Raw genomic sequence first — 16,732 nt, forward strand, 5'->3', positions numbered from 1 at the left:
CGGGCGGCGGCATCCGTTCGGCGCCGGCGTCAGCCCTTGCCGCTCGTACGCACCAGAGTCCGGATCTGGCGCAGCAGCACCGACAGCGCCGCCAGGTCGGCCCGCGACTCGTCGAACTCACCCATCGCCTTGTAGGCACGGGTGATCGAGGTGGCGTTACCCGCCTCCCACTGGGCCACCCGCTCCGACGCGTCGTCGGCCGCCGACGTCGAGTTGAGCACCTCGACGGTCAGCGCGGCGAGGGCGGCGTAGAGGTCGTAGCGCAACGCCATCCGGGCCAGCGTCTGCCACCGGTCCTCCCGCGGCAGCAGCGAGATCTTCGACAGCAGCGCGTCGACCCGGAACCGCTCGGACAGCGCGAAGTAGACCCCGGCGACCTCGTCGACGTCCCGCCCGGTCTCGGCAGCCGTCTCGACCACGTCGAGCAGACCGAAGCTGTACATGATCCGGGTCGCCCGCTCGGCCACCTCGCGGGGCAGCCCACGGCCCATGTTGACCGCGACGTGCCCCTGGAGTGCCTCCCGCTCGGCGCCGGCGAACAGCTCGTCCAACCGGGTGAGCAACCGGGACACCCCGGCCCGCAACCGATCGATCTCGGCCGGCACGTCGAGCGGCGAGCGGCGGTTGGTCACCAGCCACCGCACCGCCCGGTCGAGCAGCCGCCGGGCCTCCAGGTGGACCGAGGTCTGCGCCTCGGTGGGCACCTGGTTGTCCAGCCGCTCGACCGCCGCCCACAACTCGTCGAGGGCGAAGACCTCACGGACCACCACGTACGCCCGGATCACGTCGGCCGCCGACGCGCCGGTCTCCTCGACCGCCCGGAAGACGAACGAGATACCGCCCCGGTTGATCACCTCGTTGACCAGCGCGGTGGAGACGATCTCCCGGCGCAGCCGGTGACCGGGCATCCGGTGGGCGAACCGGTCCCGCAGCGGCGTCGGGAAGTAGTCGGTCAGCACCCGCGCCGTCCACGGCTCGTCGACGAGGGCGTCGCCGAGGATCTCCCGCTCCAGCACGATCTTGACGTAGGCCATCAGCACGGCGAACTCGGGCAGGGTCAGGCCGGTGTCGGCCCGGGCGGCGAGTTCCTCGTCGGAGGGCAGCGCCTCCAGCGCCCGGTCGAGGTGGCCGGCGCGTTCCAGCTCGGTCAGCATCCGCCGGTGCACCGGCAGCAGCGACTGCGCGCCGGCCCGGGCGCTGCCCAGCGCCCTGGCCTGCTCGTAGTTGTCGCGCAGCACCAGCTCGGCGACCTCGTCGGTCATCTCCGCCAGCAGCTCGTCGCGCTCCGGGCGGGTCAGCTCGCCGTCGGTGATCGCACCGCCGAGCAGGATCTTGATGTTGACCTCGTGGTCGGAGCAGTCGACCCCGGCCGAGTTGTCGATGAAGTCGGTGTAGATGCGCCCACCGGTGCCACCCGGCCCGGCGGTGTTCCCGCCCCGGCCACCGGCCATCGCGTACTCGATCCGGCCGAGCTGGGTGAAGCCCAGGTTCCCGCCCTCGCCGACCACCCGGGCCCGCAGCTGGCGCCCGTTGACCCGGATCGCGTCGTTGGACTTGTCGCCCACCTCGGCGTTGGACTCGGTCGCCGCCTTCACGTACGTGCCGATGCCGCCGTTCCACACCAGGTCCACCGGTGCCTGGAGGATCGCCTTCATCAGATCCTGCGGCGACATCGAGGTGACCTGCGCGTCGAGGTCGAGCGCCGCGCGGACCTGCGGCGAGATCGGCACCGACTTGGCCGTACGGGGGAAGACGCCGCCGCCGTCGGAGATCAACTGTGTGTCGTAGTCGGTCCACGAGGAGCGCGGCAGGTCGAACAGCCGGCGGCGCTCGGCGTACGAGCGGGCCGCGTCCGGGTCGGGGTCGAGGAAGATGTGCCGGTGGTCGAACGCGGCCACCAGCCGGATGTGCTCCGACAGCAGCATGCCGTTGCCGAACACGTCACCCGACATGTCACCGACGCCGACCACCGTGAAGTCCTCGGTCTGGGTGTCCAGCCCCATGTCCCGGAAGTGCCGCTTGACCGACTCCCAGGCACCGCGCGCGGTGATGCCCATCCTCTTGTGGTCGTAGCCGGCGGAACCGCCGGACGCGAACGCGTCACCGAGCCAGAACCGGTGCGCCTTCGAGATCTCGTTGGCGATGTCGGAGAACGTCGCCGTGCCCTTGTCGGCCGCCACCACCAGGTAGGGGTCGTCGCCGTCGTGGCGTACGACCTCGGCCGGCGGGACGATCTCGCCGCTGACGATGTTGTCGGTCACGTCGAGCAGCGCCGAGATGAACAGCTTGTAGCAGGCGACCGCCTCGTCCCGGTCGCCCGGCAACTGCTTGAGCACGAAGCCGCCCTTCGCGCCGACCGGCACGATCACGGCGTTCTTCACCATCTGCGCCTTGACCAGGCCCAGCACCTCCGTACGGAAGTCCTCGCGCCGGTCGGACCAGCGCAGCCCGCCCCGGGCCACCGGCCCGAACCGCAGGTGTACGCCCTCCAGCCGGGGCGAGTAGACGAAGATCTCGTACTTCGGCCGGGGCGCCGGCAGGTCCGGGATCGCCTGCGGGTCGAGCTTGAACGCCACGTACGACTTCGGGCGCCCGTCGTCGCCACGCTGGTAGAAGCTGGTCCGCAGGGTGGCCTGGATCAGCGTCAGGTAGGAGCGCAGGATGCGGTCCTGGTCGAGGCTGGCCACGTCGTCGAGCTGCTGCCCGACCGCGGTCAGCAGCTCCTTGCTCTCCAGGTTGCGTTCCTCGGCCGACAGCCCACGCCTTGGGTCGAACCGGATCTCGAAGAGCCGCACCAGCAGCGCCGCGATCGCCGGGTAGGCGATGAACGTCGCCTCCATGTATTCCTGCGAGAAGATCGTGCCGGCCTGGCGCAGGTATTTCGCGTAGGCCCGCAGCACCACCACCTGCCGCCAGGTCAGCCCGGCCCGCAGCACCAGCTCGTTGAACCCGTCGACCTCGGCCTCGCCGCGCCAGGTCGCCGAGAACGCGTTCTCCACGTGCGGGCGTACGCCGGTCAGCTCCCGCGCGTCCGGCGGCAACTCCAGCCCGAAGTCGTAGAGGAAGATCCGCCCGTCGGAGCGGGTGATCTCGTACGGCCGCTCGTCGACGACGCTGACCCCGAGCGAGTGCAGCACCGGCAGTACGGCGGACAGCACCATCGGCTCGCCGTACCGGTAGACCTTGAACCGCACCGTCCGGTCGCCCGGCTCGATCGGTTCACCGGCCGGTTTGTGCTTGCGGAACATGTGCATCTCGAGCTGGCCCGGTTCCTCGAGCAGTTCGAGTTTCGCCAGGTCCTTCAACGCCTCGTACGGCGTCTGGTCGTCGCGGTAGCCGTCGGGGAAGGCGTCGGCGTAGCGGGCGTGCAGCACCTTGGCCTGCTCGTCGCCGAGCTTGCGCTCCAGCACCAGCCGGAAGTCGTCGCCCCACAGCCGGGTCGCGTCGGCGAGGTGCTCGGCGAGCGCGTCGGCGTCGAACTGGCCCGGCGGGTCGGCCGGGTCGGTACGCACGATGAAGTGCACCCGGGCGAGCACCGACTCGGTGACCCGGGTGGTGTAGTCGACCCCGATCCCGTTCAGCTCGGCGAGCAGGATCTCCTGCATCCGCAGCCGGTTCTGGGTGGTGAACCGGTCGCGGGGCAGGTAGATCAGGCACGAGATGAACCGGCCGTAGCCGTCCCGGCGCAGGAAGAGACGCAACTGCCGGCGGCCCGCCATCCGCAGCACGCCGATCACCGCGTGGTAGAGGTCGTCGGTCTTGATCTGGAACAGCTCGTCGCGCGGATAGGTCTCCAGGATCTGCATCAGATCCTTGCCGGAGTGGCTGCGCGGGCTCAGCCCGGACCGCTCCATCACCTCGGCGACCTTGCGGCTGACCACCGGCAGGTCACGGACGCTGGCCCGGTAGGCGGCGCTGGAGAACAGCCCCAGGAACCGCTTCTCGCCGACCACCTCGCCGTGCTCGTCGAACGTCTTGAAGCCGATGTAGTCCAGGTAGGCCGACCGGTGCACGGTCGCCCGCGAGTTGGCCTTGGTGATGATCAGCAGACGCTTCTCCAGCACCTTGTCGGCCGCCTCCGGCGTCATCGACGCCAGCGCCCGGGGCGCGTGCTGGCCGGCCCCGGCGGGCTGCCCCACCGGGTCCTGGCGCAGGATGCCCAGCCCGGTGCCGGGCACCGCCTCCAGCGTCCGGTTCTCCCCGTCCGGGCGGCCGGTGGCCCCGGCCAGCCGGTATTCGCGGTAGCCGAGGAACGTGAAGTGCTCGTGCGCCATCCAGCGCAGCAGCTCCACCGAGTCGGTGATGTCCTTCTCCGGCACCGGCAGCCGGGTCTCCGGGACCCGTACCGTGTCCAGCTCGTCGGCCAGCGCGAGAGCGCGCTCGCGCATCGACTGCCAGTCCTCGACCGCCTCGCGCACGTCGGTGAGCACCCGGGTCAGGTCGGCACGCAGCCGCTCCCGGTCCTCGGCGTCGCGGACCGGGTCGATCTCCAGCCGCATCCAGCTCTCGACCTGGTCGCCGTCGATCGCGTCGTCCGGCTCCACCTCGGCGGCGACCTCGGTCAGCCGGCCGCCGGCCTCCCGGCGTACGACCACGAGCGGGTGCACCAGCAGGTGCAGGTCCAACTGGCGGGTGTTGAGCAGCGCGGTCACCGAACTCACCAGGAACGGCATGTCGTCGGTGACGATCTGGATCACGGTGTGCTGCTGGTCACCGACCGGCTGGCTGATCTGGAGCTTCAGCTCGCCCGGCAGCCGCTGCTCGGCGAGCTGGCGGTGGGCCAGGGCGGCCTCGACCATCTCCTCCGGCGTACACCCGACCAGTTCCTCGTCGGCGGCGAACCGCCAGAAGCGGTCGGTCAGGGCTGCCGCGTCCTGGTCCCGCCCGGCGAGCGCCACCGCCTGGGCGACCAGCCGCTCGGCGCTGGGAACCTGCTCGTCAAGGTCGACATCCTCGATGTCGTCCGCGGTCGGATTGATCGCTAGACCCTCTTCGTAGAGAGTGTCCAAGCTCACCCCGATGTCCGCCTCGACCATTGAAGTGTGGAACTCGTCGATCCGGCTGTCATCCTGCCGGAGGGCGGGTTCCGGTCTGGTCACCGGCCGCCGGTCCATCCGTGCACTCCCCTCGGCCCACTACGCTGTGGGTCACTCCGCCCCAGCCTAGGCCCTGCCGTCCGGATCGCCGTCCGGTGGATCGGTGTGCCCAGCGTCTGGAACCCGACGTGGCACCGGCGAGTAGTACCCATCGGCCCGCCGTCATCACCTCGGTCGCCGCACCACCGGTGTCCGCGCCGGTCAGTGCCCGGATACCCGGACACCACGAATCGGCCAGCCGTACTACGGTCGATGGTCGACACCGGTCGGGAGGGGGAGCTGACATGCGGGGGTCGAGCAACAGGGTCGGGGCCGGGCGGCGGATCGTGGCGGCGCTGGCGGGCCTGACGATGGCCGCCGGCCTGCTCACCGGATGCGGCGCCGACGACGGGCCGGACCAGGCCGTCGACGCGCTGCTCGGCGGCTGGTCGACCGGCGAGCTCGCCGCCGTCGCGTTCGTCGACCCGGCCGGTCGCAAGCTGCCGGCGGCCGACGTCGCCGGGCAGATCAAGCACCTCAGCGGCGACCTCGCCGCCAGCCCGCCGGCCCTGAAGCGCAGCGGCCGGGCCGAGGTCACCAACGACGTGGCGGTCGCCACCGTCACCGTCGACTGGACGCTGCCCGGCGGCACCCACTGGACCTACCCGACCCAGGTACGGCTCACCCGTGGCGCCGACGACGCCTGGCAGGTGATCTGGGAGCCGAAGGTGGTGCAGGAGCAGCTCACCGACGGCGACCAGCTGAGCCTCGCCCGGCTGCCCGCCCCGCGCGGCGGCATCCTCGACGGCGCCGGCCAGCCGGTCTTCGCCGCCCGGCCGGTGGTCACCGTCGGGGTGCAGCCCAGCGAGGTCGACGACGCACCGGCCCTGGTCAAGGCACTGGACACCGCCTTCAAGGCGATCCGGCCGGCGATCCCGGCGATCGACCTCAGCGGGCTGCCGGACCGGCTCGCCCAGGCCAAACCCGACGCGTTCGTCGAGGTCGTCACCCTGCGCCGGGAGGCGTACGACCAGATCCGGGACCGGATCCGCGACCTGCCCGGCACCAAGTTCCAGGAGTCGACCCGCGACCTCGCGCCGACCCGGGACTTCGCCCGCGCCCTGCTCGGCACCGTCGACGCGGTGACCAAGGAGGACATGGAGCGCGACCCCGACGCCTACGTCCTCGGCGACCTGGTCGGCCACGGCGGCCTGCAGGGGCGCTACGAGCAGCGGCTGCGCGGCACCGGCGGGGTCGCCGTCACCATCGTGCGCAAGGGGCCGGACGGCACCGTCGCCCAGACCGGCACCGAGGTCTTCCGCGGCGAGCCGAAGCCCGGCGAGCCGGTCCGCACCACGATCGACGTACGCACCCAGAACGCCGCCGACGCCGCCCTCGCCGGCGAGACCCGCCGGGCCGCCCTGGTCGCCGTACGGGTCACCGACGGCGCGATCCTGGCCGCCGCGAACGGTCCGGGCGGTGGCCAGGAGAACCTGGCGTTCACCGCCCAGGTGCCGCCCGGCTCCGGCTTCAAGATGGTCAGCGCACTCGGCCTGCTCGACGCCGGCGCGGTCACCCTCGACCAGGTGGTCGCCTGCCCGCGCAACACCACCGTGGACGGCCGTACCTTCAAGAACTCCGACAACTTCGAACTCGGCCCGGTGCCGTTCCGGGTCGACTTCGCCCGATCCTGCAACACCGCGTTCGCCGACCTGGCCCCGAAGCTCGGCCCGGACGGGCTGGCCGCCGCCGGCCGTACCCTCGGCCTGGAGGGCGCCTGGGACCTCGGGATCGACGCGTTCAGCGGCAAGGTGTCGACCGGCGGCCCGGCGGCCGAGCGGGCGGCGGCCGCGTTCGGGCAGGGCACCACGCTGGTCAGCCCGCTGGCGATGGCGTCGGCGACCGCGGCGGTCGCCCGTGGCCAGTGGCAGCAGCCGACCCTGCTGCTCGATCCGGCGCCGGCCACGCCCGCGCCGCCCGGGCCGCAGCTCAAGCCGACCTCGGTCGAGCCGCTGCGCACGATGATGCGCGAGGTGGTCACCACCGGCACGGCCACCGCGCTGCGGGACGTACCCGGCGGTCCGGTGCACGGCAAGACCGGCACCGCCGAGTACGACGACAACCCGGCCAACACCCACGCCTGGTTCATCGGCTGGCAGGGCGACGTGGCGTTCGCGGTGTTCGTGGAGAAGGGCGGTTCGAGCACGACCAGCGCGGTTCCGCTGACCGAACGCTTCCTCCGCGAACTCGCCCGCTCCTGACCACCCCGGACGCGACCCGGCACGGCAGTAGCGCCCGGCAACGCTAGCCCCGCCTGCCACACCGTTGATCTGGGCGCCAGCGACCCTATCCGGGCTCCGTAAGGTCGCTGGCGCCCAGATCGACAAGCCCACACTGTGGCGCGCGCCCGGACCTTCATGATCGTCTGTGGTTCAGACGGTGTCCGACCGGCGGATCGGCTGCTGCGACGTCGACGCGGACGGCGTCAGGTGGGGTCGGCGTCCGCGCCCTGATCGCTGGCGGGCTGCCGCTGCCCAGGTGCCAGGCCGGGACGACCGGTCAAAATGTCGGCGGCCGAGATACGCCTGGGACGGCCGGAATCGGCCGGAGCCGGGGGTCCGTTCGGGGGTCCGGCCGGCTCTGCCGGCGCCACCTGCCTCGGTGCCGCCCGGGTCAGCACGGACCAGCCCGACGCCACCTGCTCCGGCGCCACCTCGGCCGGCCGGGACTGCTCCGGCGGCACCGTCTCCGACGCCGCCCCGTCCGACGCCGGATCGGTCAACGCCGGCCCGGCCGGCCCAGCCACCTCCGGTGTCGCCCCGGCGGCGGTCGCCGACGCCGTCGCCTCGGTCACGGCTGGTTCGGCTGCCGGCAGGCCCGGCTCGGGCGCACCCGCCGCCGCGTCGGCCGGGTCCGCGGTGCGGACGGTGAATCGCGGTTCGGGGGTACGGCCGGCCCGCCAGGCGGTGTCGCGGGCGGCGGCACCGGCGGCGGCCACCTGCTCGGCCAGCCCGATCACCGAGTCCGCCCGGTGGGCAGGGCCGGCCACCGGGTCGGGACGGTCCGGAGGCGGGATCACCACGGCCGGGGCATCCGTCGGCGGGTGCTCGACCGGCGCCACACCCGGGACACCCACCGGGGTCGCCGCACCCGGGGCACCCACCGGGGTCGGCGCACCCGGGGCCACCCCGGCCGGCCCGTCCGCACCGTCCCGGACCGGGGCGGCCGGCTCCGGCGCCGGCTCCGGCCGGCGCACCGCGGACAGTCCGGCGACGAGGGTGGAGACGATCTCGGCGGCGTACGAGCCGTCCGGGTCGTAGTCGGGGTCGAAGACGGTGATCTCGATGCCGAGGCAGTGTGGCGTGTCGACCAGGCCGGCGATCAGCAGCTCCAGCTCGGCGAAGGCGATGCCGCCCGGGTCGGGGGCGTCGACCGCCGGCATCACCGCCGGGTCGAGGACGTCGACGTCGACGTGCACCCAGTAGCCGGCGCAGTCGGCGAGCTGGTCGTGGGCCCACTGCGCGGTCCGGGCCGCGCCCTCGGTGCGCAGCAGCGGCACCGGCCGGGTGACGATCCCGGCGGCCTGGAGGTCGAGCCGGTATTCGTCCTGGGTGCGGATGCCCAGCACGACGACGTCGATGTCCCGGAAGTAGGGTCGCCGCCCCTCGATGGCGGCCAGGTCGGCCTGGCCCCGGCCGGTCACCAGGGCGAGGTCCTCGCCGGCGGCGGCGCCGACGTACGAGGCGTTGCCCGGGTGCCGGAAGTCGGAGTGCCCGTCGACGAAGACCAGCCCGATCCGCCCGCCGACCGCCTCGCCGAGGCGGTGCATGGCCAGTGCCGAGCCGAGCAGGATCGAGCAGTCACCGCCGAGGACGACCGGGAACTCGTCGGCGTCGATGATCGCGCCGATCCGTTCGGCGAGCGCGGTCGAGTAGCGGGCGATGGCCGGTGCGTGGCAGACCCCGTCGCCGGGGCGCCAGTCGGCGGGGTCGTACCGGGGTGGGGTGAGGCAGCCGGCGTCGCGGGCGCCGAGCCGTTCGACCAGGCCGTGATCGCGCAGCGCGCCGGGGGCCTTGGCGCAGCCGGGCACCGAGGTGGTGGTCGGCGGGCGCAGGCCGAGGTTGGACGGGGCGTCGAGGATCGCGATCCGGCGATTCATGGGCTCCCCGTCCTGGTCGGCGGCTCCGCGGGGGTGCGGAGACCGGTTGGCCGCCGGGTGGGTGCGGGGAGCGTGTGCTCCCCGCTCCCGCGACGGATCAGAACAACGCGTTGGCGAGCGCCCGGCGGGCGCTGCCCACGGCCGGGTCGTCGGGCCCGGCGACGGTGAACAACGACAGCAGGTGCTTGCGGATCGTCTCCCGGTCGTCGCCGGCGGTGCGCCGGACGAGGTCGACCAGCCGCTGGTAGGCCAGTTCGGCCTGGCCGCTGAGCACCTCGACGTCGGCCGCGAGCAACTGGGCGGCGACGTCGTCGGGGCCGGCCTGCGCGGCGGCGAGGGCCTGGGCCGGGTTGACGCCGGCGACCCGGCGGGCGAGCGAGACGTGGGCGAGCCCGGCCTCGGCCGAGGCGTCGGCCGGCGACTCGGCGAGGATCTTGCGGTATGCCTGCTCGGCGGCGTCGAGGTCGCCGGTGATCAGTGCCTCGTCGGCCTCGGTGAGGCGCGGGTCCTCGGGCGTCTCCACGGTGACCCCGCCGGCCTGGAGGACGGCGCCGATCCACTGGCGGATCTGCGATTCCGGCTGGAGCCCGGCGAATCCGGGTGCCATCTGGCCGCCGATGACGGCGTAGACGGTCGGGATGCTCTGGACCCGGAACATCTGGGCGAGGCGCTGGTTGGCGTCGACATCGATCTTGGCGAGGACCCAGCTTCCGCCGCCCTCGGCGGCCAGCCGTTCGAGCAGCGGGGAGAGCTGCTTGCAGGGCTGGCACCACTCGGCCCAGAAGTCGAGCACCACCGGGGTGGTCATCGAGCGTTCGAGCACCTCGGTCTGGAACGTGGCTTCGGTGACATCGATCACGGTGACCGCGCCGGGCGCGACGCCACCGGGGACGGGGTGGCCCCCGGCGGGTGTGGTGGTCGCGGGCCGGGCGGGGGTGGGTGCGGCGCTGCGCAGCGCGCCGAGGTCTACCGCGCCGCGGGTGAAGATCGACGGGGTGGTCCGTGGGTCGCTCATGGTTGTCTAGTCTCGCACGTGGTCAGCCCTCCGCGGCCGGACCACCACGCCCCGCGCACCACCGCCGTCCGTCGCCGTGACTTCAGAACCGGGCCGGTTCGCGGTAGACGCCCCACTCGTCGCGCAGGGCATCGCAGATCTCGCCGAGGGTGGCCTCGGCGCGTACCGCGTCGAGCATCGCCGGGATCATGTTCTCGCCGCCGCGGGCCGCGGTGAGCATCCGGTGCAGGGCGGCCTTGACGGCCGCGTCGTCCCGGCCGGTCTTGCGGTCGGCGAGCAGCCGCTTCTGCTCGACCTCGACCTCGTGCGAGATGCGCAGGATCTCGAGATCCTTGGCGATCGTGGCGGTGTGGCAGTTGACCCCGACGATCTTCTTGTCGCCCTTCTCGAGCGCCTGCTGGTAGGTGAAGGCGGAGTCGGCGATGTGGCTGGTGAACCAGCCGTCCTCGATGCCGCGCAGGATGCCGGCGGTCATCGGGCCGATCGGGTGCTCCCCCTTGCCGCCGAGTTCCCTGATCCGCGCGAAGATCGCCTCGGCCTCCGCCTCGATCGAGTCGGTCAGCGCCTCGACGTACCAGGAGCCGCCGAGCGGGTCGGCGACGTTGGTCACGCCGATCTCCTCCATCAGCACCTGCTGGGTACGCAGCGCGATCTCGGCGGACTCGTCGGTCGGCAGCGCGAGGGTCTCGTCGAGCGCGTTGGTGTGCAGCGAGTTGGTGCCGCCCAGGATGGCCGCGAGCGCCTCCACCGCGGTGCGTACGACGTTGTTCACCGGCTGCTGCGCGGTCAGCGACACCCCCGCGGTCTGGGTGTGGAACCGCAGCCAGAGCGCCTTCTCGCTGGTGGCGCCGTACTCGTCGCGCAGCCAGCGGGCCCAGATCCGGCGGGCGGCCCGGAACTTGGCGATCTCCTCGAAGAAGTCGACGTGGGAGTCGAAGAAGAAGCTCAGCCCGGGCGCGAAGGTGTTGACGTCGAGGCCCCGGGAAAGCCCGAGTTCGACGTACCCGAAGCCGTCGGCCAGGGTGTACGCCAGCTCCTGCGCGGCGGTCGCGCCGGCCTCGCGGATGTGGTAGCCGGAGACCGACAGCGGCTTGTAGCGCGGGATCTCGGCCGCGCAGTACTCCATCAGGTCGCCGATCAGCCGCAGGTGCGGTTCCGGGGCGAAGAGCCACTCCTTCTGGGCGATGTACTCCTTGAAGATGTCGGTCTGGAGCGTGCCGTCCAACTTGGACAGGTCGGCGCCCTGGCGCTCGGCGGCGACCAGGTACATGCAGAAGACCGGGACGGCCGGTCCGGAGATGGTCATCGAGGTGGTGACGGCGGCCAGGTCGATGCCGTCGAACAGCACCTCCATGTCGGCGGCCGAGTCGACCGCGACCCCGCAGTGGCCGACCTCGCCGAGCGACTGCGGGTCGTCGGAGTCGCGCCCCATCAGGGTCGGCATGTCGAAGGCCACCGACAGTCCGCCGCCGCCGGCGCCGAGGATCATCTTGTAGCGCTCGTTGGTCTGGCGGGCGTTGCCGAAGCCGGCGAACTGCCGGATGGTCCAGGTCCGCCCGCGGTAGCCGGTCGGGTGCAGGCCCCGGGTGTACGGGTACTCGCCCGGCCAGCCGATGCGTTCGAAGCCGGGCACGTCGGTGCCGGGCGGCGGGCCGTACACCGGCTCGACGGGCGTGCCGGACAGGGTGGTGAAGTCGGCGTCCCGCTTGCGGGCGGCGTCGTAACGGGCCTGCCAGCGGGCGCGTCCGGCGGCGATCTCGTGGGCGTCCATCCGGGGGGCTCCTCCTTGAGTCCTCGACCTGGATCGAGTGTAGGCGCTATCCCTGAACGATCGCTAAGTCTCTCCCGATGTCGTCAGCGCCGGACCGTCTCAGCCCGGCCGTCGAGCAGGTGGAGTTCGGCGTCGCAGCTCGCCGCCGCCTCCGGGTCGTGGGTCGCGAAGACCACGGCCGCGCCCCGCCGCGCCTCCTCGTGCAGCAGGTCGAGGACCCGCCGCCGGTTCGCCGCGTCGAGTTCGCTGGTCACCTCGTCGGCGAGCAGCACGTCGCCGTGCATCGCCAGCCCCCGGGCGATGGCGGTCCGCTGCTGCTGCCCGCCGGACAACTCCTCGACGAGCTGGTCCGCCTGGCCGGCAAGGCCGAGCCGGTCGAGCGCCGTCGTGGTCCGCCGGCCGGCCTCGTCGGCCGCCACACCACCGGCCAGCAGCGCGACCCGCACGTTCTCGGCGGCGGTGAGGATCGCCGCCAGGCCGTTGTCCTGCGGCACCAGCACGATCTTCTCGGCGACGGCGTGGTCCAGGTCGCGCAGCGGGTGCCCCGCGACGCTCACCTCACCCTCGACCGGCCGCAGCAGGCCGGCCAGCGTCCACAGCAGGGTCGTCTTGCCCGCCCCGGACGGACCCGTCACCGCCAGCACCCGCCCCGGTACGGCCATCGCCGACACCTCGCGTAGCACCGGCTCGCCGCCGTACCCGACCGTGACCCGGCTGGCCACCACCGTCCTGCTCACCGCTGATCCTCCCGACCCAGCCCAGCCCCGGCGTGCGGTACCGCCTCGCTCGGGGTCAGCAACACGGTCCCGTCCGGTTGGACGGTGACCCGCAGCAGGGTGCCCGGCGCCATCACGTCGAGCACCTCCGTCGGCAGGTGCACCGACCCGTCCCGGCCGATCACCGAATAGTCCACGCCGCTTCGCCCCTCGGCGCCCACCCGACCGTCCCGGATGGTCACCGTACGGTTCATCCGGGCCCCGATCTCCGGATCGTGGGTCACCACCACCACGGTCGTACCGGCGGCCCGGACCGCCTCGACGGCCGCCAGCACCTCGTCGCGCGCATCGGTGTCGAGCTGGCTGGTCGGCTCGTCGGCCAGCAGCAGCCCCGGATTGTTGGCCAGCGCGACCGCGAGCGCCGCCCGCTGGCGTTCGCCGGGGCTCAGCTCACCCGGTGTCCGCCTCAGCCGGGCCGGATCGGCCAGGCCGACCAGGGCCAGGATCTCGCGTGCCGGGGGCAGTTCGTCACGGGCGACCGCGCCGTTCCGGGCGAACCGCACGTTCTGCTCCACCGACAGGTACGGCAGCAGGTTGCGGGCGGCGCCCTGGAGCATCACCCCGACGTCGACCGCCCGCATCGCCTGCAACTCGGCGGCGGTGGCCTTGGCCAGGTCGTGCTCGCCGACGAAGAGCCGCCCCGCCGACGGGCTGAGCAGCCCGGCCATCAGCGACAGCAGCGTCGACTTGCCGGCCCCGGACGGCCCGACCAGCGCCACCGACTGACCGGCCTCGATGTCGAGGTCGACGCCGGCCAGCGCGACGACGTCGTAGCCCTCCAGCCGGTAGATGAAGACCAGCCCCCGGCAGGTCACGCCGATCGCCTTCACCGGGCCTCCTCTCGCAGCAGCCGGGGATCGGCCCGGTCCGCCGTACGCAGCACGCTCGCGGCAGCCAACAGCAGGGCGACGAGCAGCGCCGCGACCGCGCTCGGTATCCACACCGCCCCGACGCGGTAGACCGGTTCGAGCGCGGCGGCCCCGACCTCGGCCAGCGGGATCGCCGGCAGCAGCAGCGCGGCGCCGCCCAGCCCGGCGACCAGCCCGACCACCAGCGGCACGGCGACGACCACTGTGTACTCGCGGCGCAGAGCCCTGCGCAGCGCCGGCCGGGACACCCCGACGAGCCGCAGTGCGGCCATCTCCCGCAGCCGGGCGCGGGCACCGACCCGGATGTTCAGCAGCAGTACGCCGATCCCGAGCAGCGCGGCGACGACCCCGGCCAGCAGGTAGAGCCGCAGGGCGAGGGCGGGGGCCAGCCGGCCGAGTTCCTCGTGCCGCTGCTCGGCGAAGCGCGTACCGATCACCCGGACATCGGCGTCGGCGAGCGCGGCGACCAGCTCCGGGCCGGCGTCAGCGGTGGTCCACACCTGGTATTCCCAGCCTCTGAGGTCGCCCAGGCCGTCCCGTTGGGCCTGGCGCAGCACGGTCGACAGGTCGAGCATCAGCGCCGGCCGCCCGACACCCGGCAGCGCCTGCGACCGGTCGACGACCCGCATCCGGGTGATCTCGTCGCCGAAGGTCATGAAGCTGAACTCCTGCGCGGCCCCGTCCGCCGACAGCGGCGAACCGGCGACGACCGCCGGGGCGGCCACCGGATCGTCGGCGTACTCGGCGACCAGGTCGGCCGACGAACTGGTACCGGTCAGCCGCAGCCCGCCGGCCCCGGGCCGTACGGTCAGCCGCAGCCCGCTGGGCGGTTCGGCCGGGGCGCGCCAGGCTCCGTCGCCGGTCAGTCCGGCGTCGAGCGGCCGGCCGCCGTCGCGTAGCGCGGTCACGGTCAGGTCCACGGTGGACTCGGTGGAGTCGGTCGGATAGCGCCGCACCGACAGTCCGAGCAGCCGGCAGCCGTCGGAACAGCCGTCGAGTTGCCCCTGGTAGGTGTGCTGACCGGGGCGCAGCGGGCCGAGGTTGATCACCTGCGGCTCGGTGCCGCGGGCGACCAGCAGCACGAGCCTCGTCGGCTCGGTCTGGGTGAGCTGGCCGACCTCGACGTCGGCCTCGACCACCGGGCCACGTACCGGGATCGGGGCGGGACCGTCCGTCCCGGCCGGCGCCAGCAGTTCGCCGACCGCGGCCGTCTGGGCGGCGTCGCGGCCCGGCCAGTCCGCGACCGCGCCGAGCCGGGGCGCGTCGACGGTCGCGATGCGCAGGTTCTCGTCGGCGTACCGCTGGCTGCCCCACGCCACCGCCATCGCCCGCCGCCCGTCGGGGTCGGCGGCGCGTACGGCGGCCAGCAGGGCGGCCGGATCGGCGGCGGTGACGGTGTGCACGACCGGCGCACCGACCTCGACGCGGGCGGCGATCATCCGGTTGATCGCGGCGACGTCCCAGATGGTGACCGCGAAGGAGAGCAGGGCGACGGCGACGGTCATCAGCACCACGACCCGCGCCGTCGCGGGCCGGCGGGCGAGCTGGGCGGTGGCCAGCAGCAGCGGTACGTCGCCACGCTGGGCCGCCGTACGCCCGCGCAGCCGGGCCCAGCCGGTGAGCAGCCGGGCGGCGACCAGTCCGGCGACCACCGCCAGCAGCGCCGGCGCGAGATAGGCCAGCGGCGAGGTGCGGTCACCGGAGGTGAGGATCTGGAAGAGCCCGACGAGCGCGAGGGCGCCGACCGCGCTCTCCACGACGACCGCCCGCCACGGCGCCCGCGGCGGAATCCGGCGCAGCAGCGACAGCACGCTGGCCCGCACCGTACGGCGGGTGGCGAGCGCCGCGGCGACACCCGCCCCGGCGAACGCGGCCGCCGCCGCCAGCAGCACCGGTCCCCGGAGTTCGACGTGTCCACCGTCGGCGAGGAAGGCCCGCGCGCCGGCCTCGGTCAGGCCGAGGCCCAGGGCGACGCCGAGCGGGGTGGCGAACGCGATGAGCAGCATCGGTTCGGCGACGGCGAAGAGCGCGACCTGTCCGAGCCGTAGCCCGCGCAGCTTGCCGAGCGCGAGTTCCGGGCCGCGTTCCTCGGTCAACGCGGCGACCACCAGGAAGAGCACGAACCAGCAGAGCAGCACCAGCGGTACGGCGATCAGCGGCACGCTTCGTGCCAGCACGGCCTGGTGTTCGGCGGCCTCGTCGAGCGACGCCGGCAGCCCCGACGAGACGGCACCGGCGGTCACGTCGCGGCTCAGCTTGTCGAGGTCGGCCCGGACCACCGGCACCTGGTCCAGCCGCAGCCCGGCGGCGTCGCGCAGGTGGTATTCGACCGCGAACCGCGGTTCCGGCGTGCCGGGAACGCCGAGCAGGTCGGACTCGACGCCGACGAAGATCGTGTCGGCGGCGTAGTTGTCGTTTTCATCGAGTCGACCACCGTCGAGATACAGCGTGCTGCCCCAGTACGCGGCCTGCTCGTCGGCGATCTGGTAGAGGCCGGTGATGGTGAACGGGATCGTCGGCCGCGTGCCGGTGTCGCGGAAGCCGGGCAACCCGGGCGGCTGGATGTCGATCCGCTGGCCGACCTGCCAGCCGGTGTCGGCCACCGACCGGGCGCTCACCAGCACCTCGCCCCGCTGTCGCGGGCAGCCGCCGGCGGTCAGCACGAGATGGTCGCAGACGCCGGTGCGGAAGACCACGTCCGCGGTCGTCCGGTGGCGGGCCGGGGCGACCAGGGACTCCCCCTGCCACCACACCGCCCCGATCGGCGGGTCGAGAAACCCGGCGACGGTGGTGCCGGGCAGCGCCGCGTCCGTCGACGCCTGGACGGCCGCGAGGTCGGGGGCGGCAGCCCCCGTCCGGCCGCTGACGGTGACGCCGACGGTGGCCGGCCGGGTGGCGGTGACGGTGTCGGTGAGCACCGACTGCTGGGCCGCCCGGGTGTAGGCGGGGATGACGACGGCGGCCGCGGTGGCGATCGCGGCAAGCAGTACGACGATCAGCGACCGGCCCCGGCGGTGCCGGATTCCTCGTAACGTGACGGACAGGTTGTGCACGCCGCGGGCTCCAT

General features: G+C 73.3%; 7 protein-coding genes and 1 pseudogene. 1 reads left to right on the forward strand and 7 read right to left on the reverse strand.

The genetic code is table 11. The features are described from left to right. Positions 1-29 precede the first annotated feature (29 nt). On the reverse strand, positions 30-5,114 hold the full coding sequence (locus AB0M79_RS06355; RefSeq protein WP_364208435.1) for an NAD-glutamate dehydrogenase: 5,085 nt from the start codon (positions 5,112-5,114) through the stop codon (positions 30-32). A gap of 266 nt (positions 5,115-5,380) precedes the next feature. Here AB0M79_RS06355 and AB0M79_RS06360 point away from each other — a divergent pair, with 266 nt between their 5' ends. Then, on the forward strand, positions 5,381-7,336 hold the full coding sequence (locus AB0M79_RS06360; RefSeq protein WP_364208438.1) for a penicillin-binding transpeptidase domain-containing protein: 1,956 nt from the start codon (positions 5,381-5,383) through the stop codon (positions 7,334-7,336). 1,001 nt (positions 7,337-8,337) lie between these two features. On the opposite strand, the pseudogene AB0M79_RS06365 reads toward AB0M79_RS06360, so the two are convergent. The 6 genes and pseudogenes from AB0M79_RS06365 to AB0M79_RS06390 all read right to left on the reverse strand — a co-directional run. Next, positions 8,338-9,234: pseudogene (locus AB0M79_RS06365) on the reverse strand (arginase family protein); the annotation flags it as partial. Positions 9,235-9,331: 97 nt separating this feature from the next. Then, complete coding sequence (locus tag AB0M79_RS06370; RefSeq protein ID WP_364208441.1) at positions 9,332-10,249, reverse strand: tetratricopeptide repeat protein; 918 nt, start codon at positions 10,247-10,249, stop codon at positions 9,332-9,334. Positions 10,250-10,331: 82 nt separating this feature from the next. After that, positions 10,332-12,020, reverse strand: a complete 1,689-nt coding sequence (locus AB0M79_RS06375; RefSeq protein ID WP_364208444.1) for a methylmalonyl-CoA mutase family protein — start codon at positions 12,018-12,020, stop codon at positions 10,332-10,334. Between the two features lie 83 nt (positions 12,021-12,103). Then, positions 12,104-12,757, reverse strand: a complete 654-nt coding sequence (locus AB0M79_RS06380) for an ATP-binding cassette domain-containing protein (protein WP_364208447.1) — start codon at positions 12,755-12,757, stop codon at positions 12,104-12,106. Continuing rightward, positions 12,754-13,626, reverse strand: a complete 873-nt coding sequence (locus tag AB0M79_RS06385; protein ID WP_364208450.1) for an ATP-binding cassette domain-containing protein — start codon at positions 13,624-13,626, stop codon at positions 12,754-12,756. The genes AB0M79_RS06380 and AB0M79_RS06385 overlap by 4 nt, the downstream gene beginning before the upstream one ends. Further along, entirely contained in the window at positions 13,623-16,718 is a 3,096-nt protein-coding gene (locus tag AB0M79_RS06390) for an FtsX-like permease family protein (RefSeq protein WP_364208453.1), read from the reverse strand. Before AB0M79_RS06390 ends, AB0M79_RS06385 begins: the two co-directional genes overlap by 4 nt. Between the last annotated feature and the right edge of the window lie 14 nt (positions 16,719-16,732).

Source organism: Polymorphospora sp. NPDC051019 (genome assembly GCF_040683055.1).
GTDB classification, from domain to species: domain Bacteria; phylum Actinomycetota; class Actinomycetes; order Mycobacteriales; family Micromonosporaceae; genus Polymorphospora; species Polymorphospora lycopeni.

What these genes read in the sequence shown, in the direction of transcription:
- AB0M79_RS06355 (WP_364208435.1), bottom strand. Translation starts at nt 5,114, where the DNA reads ATGGACCGGCGGCCGGTGACCAGACCGGAACCCGCCCTCCGGCAGGAT.
- AB0M79_RS06360 (WP_364208438.1), top strand. Translation starts at nt 5,381, where the DNA reads ATGCGGGGGTCGAGCAACAGGGTCGGGGCCGGGCGGCGGATCGTGGCG.
- AB0M79_RS06370 (WP_364208441.1), bottom strand. Translation starts at nt 10,249, where the DNA reads ATGAGCGACCCACGGACCACCCCGTCGATCTTCACCCGCGGCGCGGTA.
- AB0M79_RS06375 (WP_364208444.1), bottom strand. Translation starts at nt 12,020, where the DNA reads ATGGACGCCCACGAGATCGCCGCCGGACGCGCCCGCTGGCAGGCCCGT.